The 16601-nt window shown below is 55.4% G+C and carries 15 protein-coding genes and 1 tRNA gene; 5 read left to right on the top strand and 11 right to left on the bottom strand.

What is annotated here, in order from left to right; all coding sequences use genetic code 11:
• On the top strand, positions 1-1426 hold a 1426-nt coding region (locus tag VGJ94_05735), incomplete at its 5' end, for a DUF1566 domain-containing protein (GenBank protein HEY3276101.1).
• Between the two features lie 299 nt (positions 1427-1725).
• Here VGJ94_05735 and rpmB read toward each other — a convergent pair.
• The 4 genes from rpmB to VGJ94_05715 all read right to left on the bottom strand — a co-directional run bounded on the left by rpmB (position 1726) and on the right by VGJ94_05715 (position 5809).
• Positions 1726-1917, bottom strand: a complete 192-nt coding sequence (gene rpmB / locus VGJ94_05730) for a 50S ribosomal protein L28 (protein HEY3276100.1) — start codon at positions 1915-1917, stop codon at positions 1726-1728.
• A gap of 235 nt (positions 1918-2152) precedes the next feature.
• Entirely contained in the window at positions 2153-4288 is a 2136-nt protein-coding gene (locus tag VGJ94_05725; GenBank protein ID HEY3276099.1) for a bifunctional (p)ppGpp synthetase/guanosine-3',5'-bis(diphosphate) 3'-pyrophosphohydrolase, read from the bottom strand.
• A gap of 406 nt (positions 4289-4694) precedes the next feature.
• Positions 4695-5084: a hypothetical protein gene (locus VGJ94_05720; GenBank protein HEY3276098.1), complete on the bottom strand. Its 390-nt coding sequence runs from the start codon at positions 5082-5084 to the stop codon at positions 4695-4697.
• Positions 5081-5809, bottom strand: coding sequence for a helix-turn-helix domain-containing protein (locus tag VGJ94_05715; GenBank protein ID HEY3276097.1), 729 nt, complete (start codon positions 5807-5809; stop codon positions 5081-5083). Before VGJ94_05715 ends, VGJ94_05720 begins: the two co-directional genes overlap by 4 nt.
• 201 nt (positions 5810-6010) lie before the next feature.
• Between VGJ94_05715 and VGJ94_05710 the strand changes: the two genes are divergently transcribed.
• The gene (locus VGJ94_05710; protein ID HEY3276096.1) at positions 6011-6589 is read left to right on the top strand and encodes a hypothetical protein; all 579 of its coding nucleotides are present in this window, start codon (positions 6011-6013) and stop codon (positions 6587-6589) included.
• Here the strand turns inward: VGJ94_05710 and VGJ94_05705 are convergent.
• From VGJ94_05705 to VGJ94_05695, 3 genes are all read right to left on the bottom strand, one after another.
• Positions 6586-7950 (bottom strand): MATE family efflux transporter, encoded by a 1365-nt coding sequence (locus VGJ94_05705; GenBank protein HEY3276095.1) that lies wholly within the window; start codon positions 7948-7950, stop codon positions 6586-6588. The two genes, VGJ94_05710 and VGJ94_05705, sit on opposite strands and share 4 nt — an antisense overlap.
• Positions 7951-8027: 77 nt before the next feature.
• The gene (locus VGJ94_05700; GenBank protein HEY3276094.1) at positions 8028-8537 is read right to left on the bottom strand and encodes a ferritin family protein; all 510 of its coding nucleotides are present in this window, start codon (positions 8535-8537) and stop codon (positions 8028-8030) included.
• Between the two features lie 12 nt (positions 8538-8549).
• Positions 8550-9917, bottom strand: a complete 1368-nt coding sequence (locus VGJ94_05695) for an FAD-dependent oxidoreductase (GenBank protein HEY3276093.1) — start codon at positions 9915-9917, stop codon at positions 8550-8552.
• A 210-nt stretch (positions 9918-10127) separates the two neighbouring features.
• Here VGJ94_05695 and VGJ94_05690 point away from each other — a divergent pair.
• Positions 10128-10201 (top strand) — tRNA-Arg (locus VGJ94_05690).
• A 269-nt stretch (positions 10202-10470) separates the two neighbouring features.
• The gene (locus VGJ94_05685) at positions 10471-10881 is read left to right on the top strand and encodes a YiiD C-terminal domain-containing protein (protein HEY3276092.1); all 411 of its coding nucleotides are present in this window, start codon (positions 10471-10473) and stop codon (positions 10879-10881) included.
• A gap of 92 nt (positions 10882-10973) precedes the next feature.
• On the opposite strand, the gene VGJ94_05680 is transcribed toward VGJ94_05685, so the two are convergent.
• The 3 genes from VGJ94_05680 to VGJ94_05670 all read right to left on the bottom strand — a co-directional run bounded on the left by VGJ94_05680 (position 10974) and on the right by VGJ94_05670 (position 14941).
• On the bottom strand, positions 10974-14189 hold the full coding sequence (locus VGJ94_05680) for an SBBP repeat-containing protein (protein HEY3276091.1): 3216 nt from the start codon (positions 14187-14189) through the stop codon (positions 10974-10976).
• 190 nt (positions 14190-14379) lie between these two features.
• Positions 14380-14529, bottom strand: a complete 150-nt coding sequence (locus tag VGJ94_05675) for a hypothetical protein (GenBank protein ID HEY3276090.1) — start codon at positions 14527-14529, stop codon at positions 14380-14382.
• 7 nt (positions 14530-14536) lie between these two features.
• Positions 14537-14941: a hypothetical protein gene (locus VGJ94_05670; GenBank protein ID HEY3276089.1), complete on the bottom strand. Its 405-nt coding sequence runs from the start codon at positions 14939-14941 to the stop codon at positions 14537-14539.
• Between the two features lie 390 nt (positions 14942-15331).
• On the opposite strand from VGJ94_05670, the gene VGJ94_05665 reads away from it, so the two are divergent.
• Positions 15332-15745 carry a hypothetical protein gene (locus VGJ94_05665; GenBank protein HEY3276088.1) on the top strand — a complete coding sequence of 138 codons (414 nt, stop codon included), beginning with the start codon at positions 15332-15334 and terminating at the stop codon, positions 15743-15745.
• Positions 15746-15992: 247 nt separating this feature from the next.
• Here the strand turns inward: VGJ94_05665 and VGJ94_05660 are convergent.
• On the bottom strand, positions 15993-16601 hold a 609-nt coding region (locus VGJ94_05660), incomplete at its 5' end, for a PDZ domain-containing protein (GenBank protein HEY3276087.1).

Below are 16601 nucleotides of genomic sequence, written 5' to 3'. Positions count from 1 at the left end.
CCGGCAGGGATTCAAGATGCAGCCCAATTACTATTTTTCCTCCACTTTTTACCAGAACGATGATTCGAATTTCCCACGGGCCTGGGGTTTTTATCCCCTTGACGGAAGCCTGATGAGCGGCAGCGGATCGAGTAGCACCCTTCTCGCCACCGCTTCATATTCCCCCTGGATAGTGCGGCTTACCGCCGGCACGGGAACCGCTCCGGCACGGGTGGCGCAGACAGGGCAAAATACCTGCTATGATTCAAGCTATGCGACCGGTCCCTGCCCGGGCACGGGACAGGACGGCGAATACCGCGCCGGCGCCTACTGGTTGTCACCGAGGTTCATCGATAACGGCGATTCGACGGTGACCGATACTTTGACAGGTCTTATGTGGACGACGGACGCCATGACGGCCGGACCCGACCCTGCCACCACCCCTTCTCCCGATTTTTGCACGGTCGCAACGAAGAAGACATGGGAGGAAGCACTCCGCTTTGTGCGCGTCTGCCTCAATTCAGCCGATTCGCCTTATCTCGGTTACAGGGATTGGAGGCTTCCGAACAAAAATGAGCTGGCAAGTCTTGTCGACCGGTCCCGGAATATGCCTTCCCTTGCGATCGGCAATCCCTTTAACAACGTAATCGATGTCATGAGCACCTACCCTGAATCGGGGGGCCACTGGACTTCCACAACGTCACTGCGCACCAGGACTGCTGCCTGGATCACGGAAATGACCTTAGGGGATGAGATACCCTATCCCAATTCGGGCGCCCTCCACGTGTGGCCGGTGCGAGAAAATTTCCCGCTCCTCCTCGCGGAAGTGAATAACGGGGGCGGACCCGGCTCCGGTACTGTCGTCAAAAGCCCCGCCGGCGTCGATTGCACTACCTACTGCACCGATCCATGCCCTGCCGATCTTTGGCCCACGGGGTCCAGTCGCTATAACCTGAACAAGAGAGTGACCCTCGCCGCCAAACCGGATAAAAATTCTATTTTCTCAGGCTGGAGCACCGATCCGCCGGATCTTTGTCCCGGCAAAGGCAACTGCGCCGTCACCCTCTCCTCCGATATAATCGTGACGGCCAATTTCACCAGTAACCCCACGCTCCAGCTAGCCCCCTCAAGCAAGAATTACGGGGTAGCGAAAACCGGAAGAACCGCCATAGCCTCCTTCACGGTGGTGAACCGTACCACCTTGGGCAAACAAAACCTCACCATCGATTCCATCAGCCTGGAAGGGGTGGACGCGGGCGAATTTGTAATTGACCCTTCAAAGGATAAATGCTCGGGTAAAACCCTGCTCCCGGGAAAGAGCTGTACCTTTAGAGTACTCTTCCAACCGGAGGTCGCAGGAATAAAAAACGCCCGGGTCACGGTACTCTCCGCCGACGATCCCACAGGGACCACCAATACGAGTCACTTGTCGGCGACGGCGAAATAAAGAGAGTCTCTAGTCGATAGTCGTTAGTGAACTGCAAAGGCGGCTGTCGATAGCTTAAAGGCAGTCGATAGTCGTTAGTGAAATGGACGAAGGCAGAGGTGGCGGATAGTCGATGGTTAGAGGCAGTCTTTAGTGCTTTGGCGAAATGCGGAGGGGCAATAATGGAGGCGGTCGACAGCTTCGACGCGGCCGATGGAACTAAGATACCGATTATAGAAAATGGAAAGGCAGCGATGAGTTATTTAGTTTAGTAATAGGTCCCTGGCGATAGCCTCGGTTTTGAGGCTATCCTGACGGTACTATACTGCTTTTTGGAAGTTGCCCCTTTTTATGCATTTGGTGCAGAGTTTCGCTCTTTTTGTAACGCCGTTCTTTACAATTCGCACCGTCTGAAGGTTAGGGAGCCATTCCCTCTTTGTCTTATTATGCGCGTGGCTGACGTTGCAACCGACCTGTTTTCCCTTACCGCACTTCTCACAAACTCTTGACATTGAAGCCTCCCTTTCCAAACTGACTGAAGGATGAATTGTACCCGCATTCAAGCCAAAAGTCAATAAATTTCCACTCACGCAGAACCGGAAGGACAAAAGCCTCTAAGTCCTTCATTCGTCTCTTGGAGTTCACCAATGATAAGAGACTGCGTCTCCAGCTATCGACCGCTTCTTCTGCAGTTACTATATACTATATACTAGAGACTCGAGACTCGAGACTAGAGAGCGTCTCTATCTACACAATTCCTCTCAATCTCTCGACGCTCCTTATCCCTTTAACTTTCTGAATCGACTTCATCAGTTTCTGGAGCTGGTTCATGTGGCCTATGTCTATTTCGTAGAGGGCGGCGGCGGAGCGGTCGGGGTAGGACATGGCCTTGGCGCTTCGGATGTTTACTTTGGCGGAAGAGAGGATGTTGCTTATGTCGTTGAGAAAGCCTTTCCGGTCATCGCCGGAGATCCTCAGTTTTACCGGATAGGTGAGGTCCTTGTTCAGTTCCCACGAGACTTCCACCCGTCGCTGCTCATCGAAGGTGTGGACGTTGGGGCAGTCTTCCACGTGGACGGTGAGGCCGCGTCCCCTCGTGATGAAACCGAAGATCTTGTCGCCCGGGATGGGGTTGCAGCATTGGGCCAGCTTTACCACGAGGCCGTCCACCCCTTCGATTTTGATCGACGTGTCGCGGGGTCTCTTGATGGTACTGATAATGCTCTTCAGCTTGCTCGGCTTCTCGGTTTCTGGAATCACTTTGCCCAGGACCGTGAGCGCCGTGTAGAGACCGTATCCCACACCTGCGAAAAGGTCGTCTTCGGTCTCGAAGCTGAAATCCTTCGCGATCCCCAGTATGTCACCCGATTTCATCATCTTATTGAAGTTGAGGTCGTGTTTGGCGAGCTGCTTCTCGATCAGCTCCCTGCCGAGCTCGATACTCCTCTCCCTCTGCTGGGTCTTGATCCATTGCCTGATCTTCGTCTTCGCCTTGGACGTGGCCACGAAGCCGAGCCAGTCTTTACTCGGCTTGTGAGCCGGGCTGGTCTGGATATCGACGATGTCTCCGCTTTTCAGCACATAGCGGAGGGCGACCATCTTACCGTTCACCCTTGCCCCCACGCATTTATGGCCGAGATCGGAGTGGATGGCATAGGCGAAATCGACGGGCGTGGCGCCCCGGGGAAGCTCGCGCACGTCCCCCTTCGGAGTAAAGACATAGACTTCGTCCGGGAAGAGATCTATCTTGAAGATCTCCATGAACTCCTTGCTGTCCTTCAGCTCCTGCTGCCACTCGATGATCCGCCGGAGCCAGGCGAAGATCTTGTCCTCCTTCGCATCGAATACTTTTCCTTCCTTGTATTTCCAATGGGCGGCGATGCCTTCCTCGGCGATCTTATGCATCTCGTAGGTCCGTATCTGGATCTCGATCTTTTCGCCGTAAGGCCCCACTACCTTCGTGTGGAGGGATTGGTACATATTCGCCTTGGGAAGGGCAATGAAGTCGTTGAATTTGCCGGGGATGGGCTTGAAAAAGGCGTGCACGTAACCCAGGGTCTCATAACACTCCTTTACGGAATCCACCATGATGCGGAAGGCGGTGATATCATAGATATCATCGATATTTACCCCATCCTGGACCATTTTCTTGTAAATACTGTAAAGGCGCTTCGCCCTGCCCGAAATGTCCGCACGTACCCCCACCTCGGCGAGCTTCTTCTTGAGCAGCTCTTTGACCTCGGCGATATAGGCGTCCCTTTCCTTCTTCTTCTTTGCGATCTTCTCTTTTATGAGATCGAATTCGGTGGGTTTGAGGTACTTGAACGATTCGTCTTCAAGCTCCCCTTTAAGCCATTCTATCCCGAGCCTGTGCGCAAGGGGCGCGTAAATGTCGAGGGTCTCCCTCGAGATCTCCACCTGTTTCTCCCGTGAAAGGAAATTGAGGGTCTTCATATTGTGATAGCGGTCTGCCAGCTTCACGAGAATAACCCTTATATCGTTACTCATGGCGAGGATCATCTTGCGATAGCTCTCGACCCGCGTTTCTTCCGAAGTCTTCATCTGGATCTTGCTGATCTTCGTGACCCCGTCTACAAGCTCGGCGATCTCTTTGCCGAAGTACTCTTCGATCTCTTTCTTGCCCACATATGAATCTTCGATGGTGTCATGGAGGAGCCCCGAGACCACGCTCGGCACATCCAGGTTCATCTGCGTCAACGTATAGGCGACTTCCAAGGGATGGATGAGGTAGGGCTCGCCCGAAAGCCTGGTCTGGCCTTTGTGGGCCTTTGCGGAAAAGATATATGCCTTTTCCACCATCGGTATATCCGCGTTGGGGTTATACTTCAGAATCTCTTCGACTATATCGTTGAGCCTAATCATTACCTATTCCATTACATATGTAGGGGACGGACTGACGCGGGCCGCGTTGCCCCCGCACGCGGGGGAAGACCTCCGCTACCGCGCGACGACAGCAGAACCAGCCGCAGAGGGCTCCCTGCACAACCCAGGGATGAGGCCCGTTGGCCCCGTCTTCTTCGTCATCAGGAGGGATACTTAACTGCATCTTCATAATATCATAGCCCAAGGACGACGAAATAACAACATGAGAAGCGACCGGGGCCATTCCCTGCGGACTGCTCCCGCCTCCGTTTCGCCGGGAGCGAGTGTTCTTTACGCGAGGATTATACCTGATCGCTTCGGGCCGCCGGCGGAAATATGGTGCTCGGGTCTTCCCCGATTATGATCGGTAAGGGGCAGGCATGGGGTTTCGGATAATAGACCGGGCTTATACGGCGATGCCCTTGAGCCTCAATTCTTCGGTCTTTGCCTTCGAGCAGCGTTCGCAACGGAACTCGGGGCTCCTGTCTTTGCTGCGATCATATTCTTTCGCGAAAATTATCCGATATCCCCGTGCTATCCTTCCGCAATCGACGCAGCGAACCGTGTCCCGCACCTCCCATTGGACGGCCAGGCGGTCGGAGGTAAAGATAACTATATCAACCCAGAAGAAAATGAGGCCGTCTATAAAATTGGCGATGACGGTCGCGGTGATTTTGTCCGTCCGGGTGAGGAAAAATAGGACGGCGGCAAGGATCGGTGTGGAGAGTTGCCAACGGAGGAGATAGAGACCGTAACGCCTCCAGTTCACACGGCTTATCATGCCTTCTCTCTTCATGGAGTCCCTCCGATCTCGAAAATATCAAGCGCCTCATCGATGAGGGCGATCCCGACCCCCCGGTGCTCCCGGAGCGGATACTTCCCTTCCGCTTTGTGGATAACCGTCCCTGTCGCGCCTATTCCGGAAGGACAGTGCGCACAGGCCCACCCTGCCACGAGAAATGCCCTGTTGACGGCCTCGCCGATAATATCCCGCATTGCATATTCCGGGTGTCCTATGAGCCCGAGATAAATGTCTCCCGTATCGAGGGATATCACCAGGTCTTTTTGATTCATGGTCTTTTTTGCGTGAAGGGCCGCACCTATGGCACGGTCCCTGTGGGAGGCGCCGGAGAAAAAACAAAGGAAGCCGTCGCCCACGTATTTGACCGGAATCCCGTCGTGGGCAAGGACCGACTCCGTAAGGGGATAAAATATCATATTGGCATAATCGGCAAGCTCCCTTGAATCCATCGAAGCGGAGCGCCGGGCGAAATCGATGATGGCCGTGCACAGGACCGTGGCTTCGAAGACCCCGCTGCCCCGCTCGGTCAGACCGAGGAGAAAATCGGTGCTCGTGTCGAAAAGCCGGGCTATCCTGATCAGCATCTGCAGATCCGGACAGCTTGCCCCCCGCTCCCATTTGGAGACCGCCTGGGGGCTCACCTGCAGGGCATTCGCCAGGTTGATCTGCTTGAGTCCGTGTTTCTCCCGAAGGAGCCGTATTTTTTTACTTAGATCCATATGATTCACTTTAAAATAAAAACCGGGGCTTTTCAACGAACCGGCGGTTTAAATAAATCTACCCCGGGTTGCAAAGGGGTCGCCCCGGGACTTTGCTTCAGTTAAGCGGCAGTCGCTTTGATTTTCAAAAAACCCTGTGTTACATTATAACAAGAACCTGCCCACGCTCGTGGCGTGTTCGATAATATCAGGAGGAGAGCCATGAAAGGGCTTTCGGAAGTGCTTCTTTGTGGGTGTGTAATATGTTGCCTCCTCCTTCCGATACCGGGTAATGCCTCCGACACGGTAGAAGGGAAACAGATCCCCGCGGTGGCGGAGAAAGGGAAAAAGGAAAAAGAAACCTCCCTTTACCTCTATTATCAAAGATATCTCAATCCTTATTTCAGCAAGAGCCAGCCCAGGACCGCAGACAGGAGCAAGGGGACCGAATCGAAAGCAAGTCTCGTTTCGAACCCCACTTTCCTGCCGGCCCATGGTTCTAAAGATGTAAATCTCCCCGCAGCCGAAAAGGAGGCGCCGTCGGAGGCAAAAAAAGAGGACTCCGCGGATAAGCCCTACATCATGCTCAACAGGCTTGACAGCATCGGGCTCGACGAGTTGAACAAATCTTTTCCCCAGGCATACCGGAAGGAATACCTGGCGGAACTCGCCCTCGGTTTTAAATTAACTCCTTTAGTCGATCTCTCGGTAGGCAAGGTCCAGAAATTCGAGCGGTCGGGGGACAGCCCCTGGGGCGCCCATGACGACGGCTGGAGGATAAGGCTTCAGAAGAATTTCTAGGGGGAGCGCGAGGGCTCCATCGTGAGGGCTCGCTCCAGCCATTTTCCCGCCATATACCTCCTCGTCATGAGCAGCGCCATCACGAGTTGTGAGATGTTCATCGACCACCAGACCGAAAGGGCGCCGAATCCGAGGCCCACCACGAAAATGTAGCACAGCGGGATCCGCACGAGCCAAATGGAGAGGGCCACGATCACCATGACTCCCCGCGTGTCTCCCGCCCCGTTCAAACCGCCGCCCAAAATGATCCCCCATGCCATAAAGGGCTCGCTCAACATGCTGACGTAGATATACTTCACACTCTCCGCGACGACAAGAGGGTTGTCGGAAAGGAAAGACATGATCCACCGGGCGTTCAGAATGACCGCCAGTGTGAGGATCGAGACGGCACACACCCCCATGACCGCAGTTACCATCCCGCCCTTGTAGGCGTCGCCCCTTCTTACGCTTCCGATAAGGTTTCCCACGATCACCGCATTGGCCATATTAAAGGCGAAGGCAGGAAGGAAAATGGCTGATTCCACCCTGAGGCCGGAGGCGAGGGCTGCGAGGATCTCGACCCGGTGCTCGGGTAAGGCACTCAGGATAAGGTAAATCGCCATGGAGCTGAGCTGCCACAGTATCTGCAGGAGACCGGATGGCCACCCTATGGAGATGAGCTTGCCCACGACGGAAAGGGAAAACCGTTTCCTGCCGGGGGTCAGAGCCTTGAGATGCCAGAGGTTGACGAGGCTGCCCGCGCACGTGGCCGCAACCGTGGCGAGTGCAATGCCCCGATAGGCCAGGGACGTATGGAACACAAAGAAAAAGATGAGTCCCAGATTGAGAAGGCAGACGAGGGCCATGGTCCCGAGGGAGGTTTTCACCTGTTTGCAGGCACGGAGGATCCCGTTGCTGTTGATAAGGATGTAGGTAAAGGGGAGGCCGGCCGCGTAAAGCCTCGCGAGCCGGATGGCCGTGGGCTTGAGTTCTTCCGGTATGTTGAGGATCCCAATCAGGGCCGGGGTAAGAAAAACGCCCGCGAGGCCGAAGATGAGTCCGGCAAACACTGCGCTCACGACCGTGGAATGGACTGCCTGGGCGAGCTCTTCTCTTCTGCCCGAGCTGAAGAGTTGCGATGTCACCGCCACGGTGCCCACCGTAAGGGCGTTGCCGATAATAATGAAAACAAAATAAAGCTGGATCACGAGGCCGTATGTGGCCTGTATCTCTTTGCCTATGGTCCCCGCCACATAGATATCGGTGATGCCTATGAGGAAATCGAAAAACATGATCAGCGTCATAGGCCAGCACTGGGCCCAGCTCTCGGAGGCAAAGGATTTTATTTCTTTATTGGCAAACAAACGGTCGAGACCTCTCATGGTCCTATTCTTTGGACAGAGATGTCCCGACTTCCGCCTTTATCGGCCCCGGAATATTCCAGCCGCCCGCAGAGGAGTTAGCCCCCATCTACCATGTCCCGCTCGGTTACATAAAACCAGCCGGCAGGGTCGGTCAGATATTGGATGGCATCCATGATCCTGAGGTAGTGACCCCTTTCCTCGTAGGAGAGGGATAAAAAGAAGCGCTTCTCGAAATAGGTTTCCGCCGAGCCCGCGAGGGTTTCATAATAGGTAATGCTCTTCTCCTCCCGTTCGAGTCCGAATCTGAGTGCTGCGAGATCATCCTCCGATACCTCGGCTTTTTGAAGAAGAGAATCTTTAAAGATTTTTTCGAGCTTCAAAGTATCGTGGGACGAGGTAATCCACTGGGTGAGCAATTCATCACGGCTCATCCCGTCATATATCTTCCTGATCATTACGATGTGATAATCTTCCTGGACGGCCAGCTCCTCGAATATTTTTTTTGCAAGGTCACTCTTCACGTGGGCCGCTGATTCGAGGTAGAATTTCTTCCCCTCCTCTTCCATCCGGATAGCCTGATCCAATGCCTCTTCCCTTGATGCCATAGGTGTTCCTCCTTATTTGACTTTGAGCACTTCTTTTGCCGCGACGTTTGCCGCAATGAGAATGGGGTCCCATACGGATGCGAAAGGCGGTGCATACGCCAGATCGAGCCTCGCCACATCGGCCACCGTCATCTTTGCATGGAGGCAGGCGGCGAGGGTGTCGATCCTGTGGGCCACTCCCTCCTCCCCCACCATCTGGGCTCCGAGCAACCGCCCGGTGTCCTGCTCGACGATATAGGAGACGGTAATGATCTTTCCTGCCGGATAGGCGCTGCTTCGCGACCGCCCCTTGATGGTTGAGGTGATGAAGCAGAGACCCTCCATCTCCGCTTCGATCGCGGAGAGACCCGTCCGTGCCACTTCGAGGTCAAAGACCTTTGTAACCGCCGTGCCCACAATGCCTTCGAAGGCTTTATTCAACCCCGCGGCGTTTTCGCCCGCGATCCGACCCTGCTTGTTGGCCGTGGTGCCCAACGGTATGTAAGTCTTCTTGCCCGTCACCAGGTGAATGGCTTCGGCGCAATCCCCTGCGGCGAATACATCGGGCGCGCTGGTCCTCAGGTACTCATCTACCCTGATTGCGCCGTTCGGGGCCAGCTCGATGCCGGCATCCCTGGCGAGGTTCGAATTAGGTTTTGATCCCACGGCGAGGAGGACGAGGTCCGCCTCGAGCTCTCCCCGGTCGGTCACGACCCCGCAGACCGCATCGTTATTTCCCGTGAAACCGAGGACGGTCGTGTTGGGATAGAAGGTCACCCCTTCCAACTCTATCTTCGCTTCCACTATGGCGGTAATCTCGGCATTCATCGTGCCGAGGACCCGGTCGGTCTTCTCTACCACTGCTACCTCGAGCCCCCTCTTGCGGAAAGACTCGCACATCTCCATGCCGATATAGCCGCCGCCCACGATGATCGCTTTCCGCGCATTTCCGTGATCTATGTATTTTCTGATGGCGAGACCGTCGTCAAGGGTCCTGATGGTAAAGATATGGGCGAGATCGATATCGGCCAAAGGGGGCTTGATAGGAAGGCCTCCCGTGGCGATGATGAGCTTGTCGTAAGGGGTAATCGATTCCCCATCCGTTCCCGGGCCCTTCACCCGCAGGGTCTTAGCCGCGGTGTCGATGGCGAGCACCTCGGTACACGTCTTGACCTCGATGCCCCGTGCAAGCGCCGCATCAGGGGGAAGGGAGATGAGGTCCTCGAACTGCTTCACGACCCCTGAAATGTAATAGGGCACGCTGCAAAGGCCGTAGGATATGTAGAAATCCTTCTCGTAGACCACGGCCTCCATATCGGGCTTCAGCCGCTTGGCACTCGACGCGGCGCTCATCCCCGCGGCGACCCCGCCGATTACGACCAGCCTTTCCTTTGACCCCATAGCCTACCCCTCGTGGGAAATTATTTTAGTTCTGCGGAAGGAAAGAGTGGAGCTTCGAAGCATCCCGGCTCTCCTCCGGAGGCCCTCCGCTGATTCCGATACCTCCATTAATATAGTCAGCCCGGGACTGAAAAACTAGGCTTCTTGCCGGAGGATTCTATTTTTCGGATTATTTTTAACCCTGCCTGTGGTATAATCACCACTTAAGATGCGCCCGTAGCTCAGCTGGATAGAGTGTTGGCCTCCGAAGCCAAAGGTCGCGCGTTCAAATCGCGCCGGGCGCGCTTGATATTAAATCTTTTTCTGTTACATCTCTTGCACCTCAAGCTGACTACGTTGTGACTGCATTTATTCCACCGGCAGATGATTAAGGTCAATTCTCGGAAGGTGCAACCGCTTCAGGAGTCCAAGCGGCCCGGGCTACGGCGGCAACTCTTTCCCGAGCCTGCGGACCTTTCGGGCCGGTCTCCCATATCGATTTTCTGTCGAAAGGCTTGATTAAAGGGCGAAGGTCGGATACCTTTATGGAGAAGCAGATCCAGGAGGTGGTGCAATGGTCGATATTCACCTGATTCTCCCTGCCGAAAGCCTCGGCATATTCCGTCTCTCCGAGGAGGCGGGCCATCTGGGCCTGCCGCTTGCGGGAAACACGAACGACAAGAATACCGTCTTCGCAGGCTCCATCTTCTCCCTTGCAGCCCTTTCAGGGTATGACACCGCCTATGAACGGAAGGCGGTCAGCGGTATCGAGGGAGATCTCTTTCTCCTCTCCTCCCGGATCATCTATCACGAGCCCGGGCTCTGCGACCTCTTCGCCAAGAGCGTCATCACCGAAGACTACACATCGACCCACCGGGGGAACTTCAAGATGATGGTCCAGGTAGAGGTCTGGGACGGGGACGACCACTCCCTTTGCGCTACATTTGAAGGCACCTACGTGGTACGGGTCGATTCGGCCTCATAAGCTATATTTCAGTTCATATAGCAACGGGTAAAAAAGCCCCTGCCGAACGATGTTCGGGCAGGGGCTTCGATCATACTAATCCGGCCTTCGTCCTATCTCCCCCTCTGCGTCACCGTGTGGACTCTCTGCTTGTCGTTCGACAGGGAGACCGTCACCTTGCCGGTGCGGCTTCTTTTTGTCCCGTTGGCAGGCACGGTATAGGTGACATTCCCATTGCCGATGCCCGAGGTGGAGCCGACGGCGATCCATTCCTTGTTTGCGGCGGCGGTCCAGCCACAATCCCGGGCCGAGACGACAATGTCGAAGGTGTGATTCTCTCCTGAGGGAGATGCCGTGTGGCCGGCGGGGCGGAAGGCCTCGATTGCGCACGGCATGCCTTTCTGCATGATATCGATCGATTGATCCTTTACCTGTAATGTTCCGGCGGAGCGGTCCGTGGAGATTTCCGCCTGTTTCATGGTCACCCGCACGATGCCTCTGCTATTTTTCCACGAAGAGAGGACGGCCGACACGCCCGTGCCGCCCGTGGCGATTTCGGGACTCGGGCATGACCGGGACCCTTTTGCCGTAACCGTCACGTTATAGGAGCCTCCTCTCGGGGCGAACTGTATTTTCGCCGGAAGAGCCCTATATTCGCAGGATGTGTCGAAGGGGGCAGCAAGCACGGTATTTGCCGTCACGGTAATCGTGCAGGTGTTCGTTCCCGAGCAACCCCCGCCGGACCATCCTGCGAAAGTGGAGGCTGAATCGGGGGTGGCGGTAAGGGTGACCCGGGCGTTGGCGGGATAGGTGCCTGTGCACGTGTTTCCCGTGCAGGCGAGATCCGTTGCGGAGATGGCGCCCGTTCCATCCCCCGTCTTATTGACGGTAAGGGTGAAGGTAATGGGCGAGAAGGTGACCGCCACATCATGATTTGCCGTCACATCCTGGATGATGTAGCTCGCGCCGCTGCCTTTTATGATGCGTCGCAAGGGAGCGCTCTTTTGTCCGGGGCGCCCCGCTAGATCATCGCTCACCTGGCTCACGCGGTAGCCTGCGTCAGGGGTAAACGTGATGGAGGCCGAAGACCCGTGGGGGACGCTTTGGGTTGCCGGACTTACCTGGCCCTGGCCTCCCGACACGGTGGCATTGACCGTATGGGTGATCTTCGCGAAGCTCGCGCTCATCGACGTGTGGGCAGTCACGTTGACCGTGCACGTGGTGCCCGTTCCCGAGCAGCCCCCTCCGGACCATCCCACAAAAGTCGAGGCCGAATCGGGTATGGCGGTCAGGGTTACCTGGGTATTGGCGGGATAGGAGCCCGTGCATGTCGCTCCCGAGCAGGTGAGGCCTGACGCGGTGATGGTGCCCGAACCGGTTCCCGTCCTCGTGGCGGTGAGGGTGAAGGTATCGACCGCGAAGGTCGCCACGAGAGTGTGGTTGGTGGTGACGTTGCTGATGACATAGGGATTGGCTATTGCCCTCTTAACGCTGCCGGCGACCGGCCCCGCCGACTGCTTCTTCCTGCTGACCTGCTTCGCGGTGGCCGCCGTTGATGTGCCGTTGTCCGAAAGGGTCGCGACATGATAGCCCGCATCAGGAGTAAAAGTAATGGAGGCGGATGACCCCCGGGTGACGCCTTGGGTTGCCGGGCTTACCTGGCCATGGCCTCCCGCAACGGAGGCATTGACCGTGTAGACGGGTCTCGCGAACCGTGCTGATACCGTGGTATCGGCCGTCATGGCAACGGTGCACGTTCCCGTTCCCGAGCATCCCCCTCCGGACCAGCCCTCGAAGGTAGAGGATGAATCGGGCGTGGCGGAAAGGGTGACCCTGGCGTTTGAGGGGTATTTCCCCGTGCAGGTCGTCCCCGAGCAGGTAAGTCCTGAGGCGGAGATTGTCCCCGTCCCTTCACCGGTCCCCTCGGTAGTGAGGATAAGGGCGGTGCCGAAAACGGCGATGAAGGAACCATAGCCGTCATGACCCGCAAAAAACGGCATTATGGGCGAGCCCCACGTGCCAAGACCGTAGCCGCCGACATAGACGTTTCCGTGTGGATCTGCCGCGATAGCCGTTGCGTCGTTATGGCCGGAAGCTCCGAGAAAGGTATTCCATATGAGCGACCCTGCGGGGCTGACTTTCGCGATCCAGCCGTCAGAATGACTTTGAACGCCCGGAACGTATGGCGTGAGAGGTGAGCCCCAGGTGGCGCCGGAATATCCCGTCACATAAACCTCTCCGTCAGGGCCTGTCGTTATGTCTAAAGGAACATTAAAGGTCGTCGTCGCGCCCAGAAAAGTATTCCAGAGAAGGGCGCCGGCGGCGTCGAGTCTTGCAATGAAGCCATCCATGCCGTTCATCCCGTCACCCAGGTATTCACCGATCGGAGAGCCCCAGGTGGCGGAGCTGCTTCCTGTCACATACACATTGGCACTTTTATCGACCGCTATGGCGGATATCATATCACCGCCGGTCCCCCCGAGAAAGGTGTTCCAGATCAAGTTCCCGTTGTTATCGAGCTTCGCGGCAAATACATCCGTGTATTGTGTATACGGTCTTCTCGGCGTGCCCCATGAACCGTCGCTTTCACCGGTGACATAGATGTTGCCTTCCATGTCAAGGGCTATTCCGTAAGGTTTGTCGACCTCTGCCCCTCCGAGAAAGGTGTGCCAGACCAAATTCCCGCTGCTGGTGAGCTTTGCAACGAAAACGTCGGCGATATAGTTGATCGCCCCTGTAATCGGTCTTATCGGCGAACCCCACGTACCTTGGCTGGATCCTATTACATACACGAACCCGGCTGCATCGACCGCCAGTCTGTACGCGTCATCGGTCCGAGTTCCCCCGAGAAAGGTGTTCCATATAACATTTCCCGACGTATCGAGTTTCACGATAAAGCCGTCAGAGTCCCCGCTGTGCCCCCTCACGGGCGAACCCCATGTACCCATGCTTTGTCCCGTCACATATACATACCCGTCCTGACCCACGGTTATGCCTGCCCCGGAATTATAAAGGTTAGGGAAAATTTTATCCCATACCGGGGCGCCCGTGCTGTCGAACTTAGAGACGAAGATGCCGGAGTAGCACCTCCCGGCAGTATAAATACTGCCGTCTGAATCGAGTGCGATGCCTCCGAGAAATTCCCTGCCTCCGACATGCTGGCCATCGCGATATACCGTTCCCCCAAGAAAGGTATTCCATATCAGGTCGGGATCTCCCGGCGTCCCGTGAACGGGCATCGAAAAGAGGAGAAACCCCATAAAAAGACAGAAGACGGCGGTGACAGACTTCGAGTTCCCGGACCGTCGGCCATTTGATCCTTTTCTCATTTCAGTCTCCTTATCATATTAGGAAGCATCAAGTTGTGGAAACCGGACATCTTCGGAAAAAGCTCGCGTTCCTTCCTCCATTTTAATCCCCCGCTCTTTATCACGTGAGAATAAATACTTATCGATTATTCTTATGAATTATAATACATAATTTTCTTTTAAATCTAAAATGAGATAATTGTACAAATTATTATCGTGCCCTCTGGGTCACCAGGTGATTTTTCTTCTTCTGATTCGCCAGGGTCACCGCGACGGTGCCTTGCTGCGGCCTCCTCGTTCCGTTCGCAGCTGCCGTATAGGTCACGCTCCCGCTCCCGGTGCCTGATGAGGAGGTGGTGATCCATGCCTTATTCGAGGCAGCGGTCCACGCGCAATCCGTCGGCGACAGTATAGGTCGATTTCACGACAGAGCGACCGCTTCCTTCATAGACCACGCTTACCCCGTCCCAGACGTTAGAATAAGTGATCCGGCCTAAAGGTTGCGCCTTTCCGTCATTAGCCTGAGGCCCCTCCGCCATGGGTGCGACGGATTTTCCTCCGGCGAAATCGACCTTCAGCAGGTGGTCTCCTGATGCCAGGTACATGGAGCCGGGGCTGAAGCCGAGGATGTGGCCTTTCGAGGTGACCTGGAGGAGATCCCCTGTTTTTCCATGTGCGGGGATTGGCTGAAAGAGAAACCATCCGGCGAGACATAATGCGACAGCGATGATACGTGCCCCTTCGCGCTTTACGTCAATCGAACCTGTGTGCATATTCATCTCCTTTATCCCGGGTGAATGATCAAAATGTCAAATGATTGACATTATCGGCTATGAGAGAACCTGCTCGCACTCATCTGTAGACCCGCAATATACCGCAGGGGCCTTCGTTTGGGCCTACCCCTGCAAGTTGCTTTTATGACTATTATCCCTAATATGCATCTATTGTGCCAGAATAAAACCTATCGTCTCCATTTAACGACAATTATGTTTCTTTTCAAATGACTTTTGTCACATCCACCGAGGTCGCGATCTGCCCGGCCCGTCGCCACGTGTGAGTTTTCCTGTTTGACAAGGAAAGGTCCCATGAATATTTTTCTTCTGTGGTGGCCATCCACACGATCCGCAGCACGGGGAGGGACAATGCAGAACCGGAATACGCATATGTCTCGAAGGCTCTTACTTGTCCTCTTCGCGTTGCTCTGGACTTGGGGTTGTCAGACGGTAAAGACGGGGGTATGCCGGGACACCGCCCCCTATTGCGCGGGGATATACGCTGAAACCCAACCCAGCGAAGTGGTTCTGGGAAGGAATAAAGGCTCTACCATCTGGCACATGCAGGCCCGCACTCTACTCAAAGGGAAATGGCAGTGGGTGGAATTCAAACATGGCGACTGCTTCGTCACGGACAGGCAGGAGGTGGAGTTCGATGAATCCACAGTCCATCGCTTGAGCGTCGTCGACGCGGTGAAATACCTCGAAAGATTTTTTCCCAACCTAGGTAAGGGAGGAGAAGGAGAGGGGGAGGAAACCGGTAAGCCGGCAGGCATCGGGGGCGCCCGATGGCACAGAGAATAGTTTTATCCTTAGAAACAATCTGGTCAAACTGCAATGAGCCCGGATGAACATGTTTTTTTGCATAAAACATGTCCCCTCTCACATGCGGGATTTCACGAGTAATTTCGCACAGGCTCGACGACATGAAGGTTGAGACGAGGAGGCGCTTATCCTCGCCCAATACCTCCAGGAGTTGGTAGGCAATTCAGACGGCGGCAAGAGTGACATACTCAGGCTCGTAAAACGACAGGGCCCGAACCCCGTGCTATTATTGGATCGTCACGTTTATCCTGCCCGATTGACCGCTGTTGTGGTCGAGGGCGAGGAGCGTAATCTTTGCGTGAGGCCGTAACGTGCTCGCAAGCTCCAAAAATGATTCGAGGCTGTCCACCGCCTGACCGTTGATCTCGAGGATCAGGTCGTTCTTTTCGAAGCCCGCCCGGCCGAGAGGCCCCTTCGGGTCCAGTTGTGTGACGGCGACTCCCTGTTTCGGGTTGAGTCCGTATTTTTCTTCCTCTTGCGTCGTGACGGACCTGAACTCCGCCCCGAGCAGTTGTTGCGTGGAAGAGGCATAGGCTTTCACCGCGTCCGCCTGGTTGCCTATTTTCACCGCTAGGTCCTGATTCTTCTGGGCGCGCAGGACCGTGATCTTTGCTTCCTTGCCCACGGGTGTGACGGCTACCATATTCCTGAGCCTCGATGCGTCGGCAACTTCGATGCCATTGTAGGAAAGTATGACGTCCCCCTTGGCCAGTCCACCGGCCTGAGCAGGGCTTCCTTTCATTACTTCCGCCACATACGCGCCTTTAGGCGCAGCCATTCCAAGGGATTTGGCGCGATCCCAGCTTACGTCCTCGACTGAGATGCCCAGCCATCC

The organism is Syntrophorhabdaceae bacterium (assembly GCA_036504895.1).
Lineage (GTDB): Bacteria > Desulfobacterota > Syntrophorhabdia > Syntrophorhabdales > Syntrophorhabdaceae > PNOM01.
This window is presented reverse-complemented; position numbering and strand designations above follow the sequence as displayed.

Coding starts and splice junctions, on each gene's coding strand:
- rpmB (HEY3276100.1), bottom strand. CDS start 1,917: ATGTCAAGAGTTTGTGAGAAGTGCGGTAAGGGAAAACAGGTCGGTTGC.
- VGJ94_05725 (HEY3276099.1), bottom strand. CDS start 4,288: ATGATTAGGCTCAACGATATAGTCGAAGAGATTCTGAAGTATAACCCC.
- VGJ94_05720 (HEY3276098.1), bottom strand. CDS start 5,084: ATGAAGAGAGAAGGCATGATAAGCCGTGTGAACTGGAGGCGTTACGGT.
- VGJ94_05715 (HEY3276097.1), bottom strand. CDS start 5,809: ATGGATCTAAGTAAAAAAATACGGCTCCTTCGGGAGAAACACGGACTC.
- VGJ94_05710 (HEY3276096.1), top strand. CDS start 6,011: ATGAAAGGGCTTTCGGAAGTGCTTCTTTGTGGGTGTGTAATATGTTGC.
- VGJ94_05705 (HEY3276095.1), bottom strand. CDS start 7,950: ATGAGAGGTCTCGACCGTTTGTTTGCCAATAAAGAAATAAAATCCTTT.
- VGJ94_05700 (HEY3276094.1), bottom strand. CDS start 8,537: ATGGCATCAAGGGAAGAGGCATTGGATCAGGCTATCCGGATGGAAGAG.
- VGJ94_05695 (HEY3276093.1), bottom strand. CDS start 9,917: ATGGGGTCAAAGGAAAGGCTGGTCGTAATCGGCGGGGTCGCCGCGGGG.
- VGJ94_05685 (HEY3276092.1), top strand. CDS start 10,471: ATGGTCGATATTCACCTGATTCTCCCTGCCGAAAGCCTCGGCATATTC.
- VGJ94_05680 (HEY3276091.1), bottom strand. CDS start 14,189: ATGAGAAAAGGATCAAATGGCCGACGGTCCGGGAACTCGAAGTCTGTC.
- VGJ94_05670 (HEY3276089.1), bottom strand. CDS start 14,941: ATGCACACAGGTTCGATTGACGTAAAGCGCGAAGGGGCACGTATCATC.
- VGJ94_05665 (HEY3276088.1), top strand. CDS start 15,332: ATGTCTCGAAGGCTCTTACTTGTCCTCTTCGCGTTGCTCTGGACTTGG.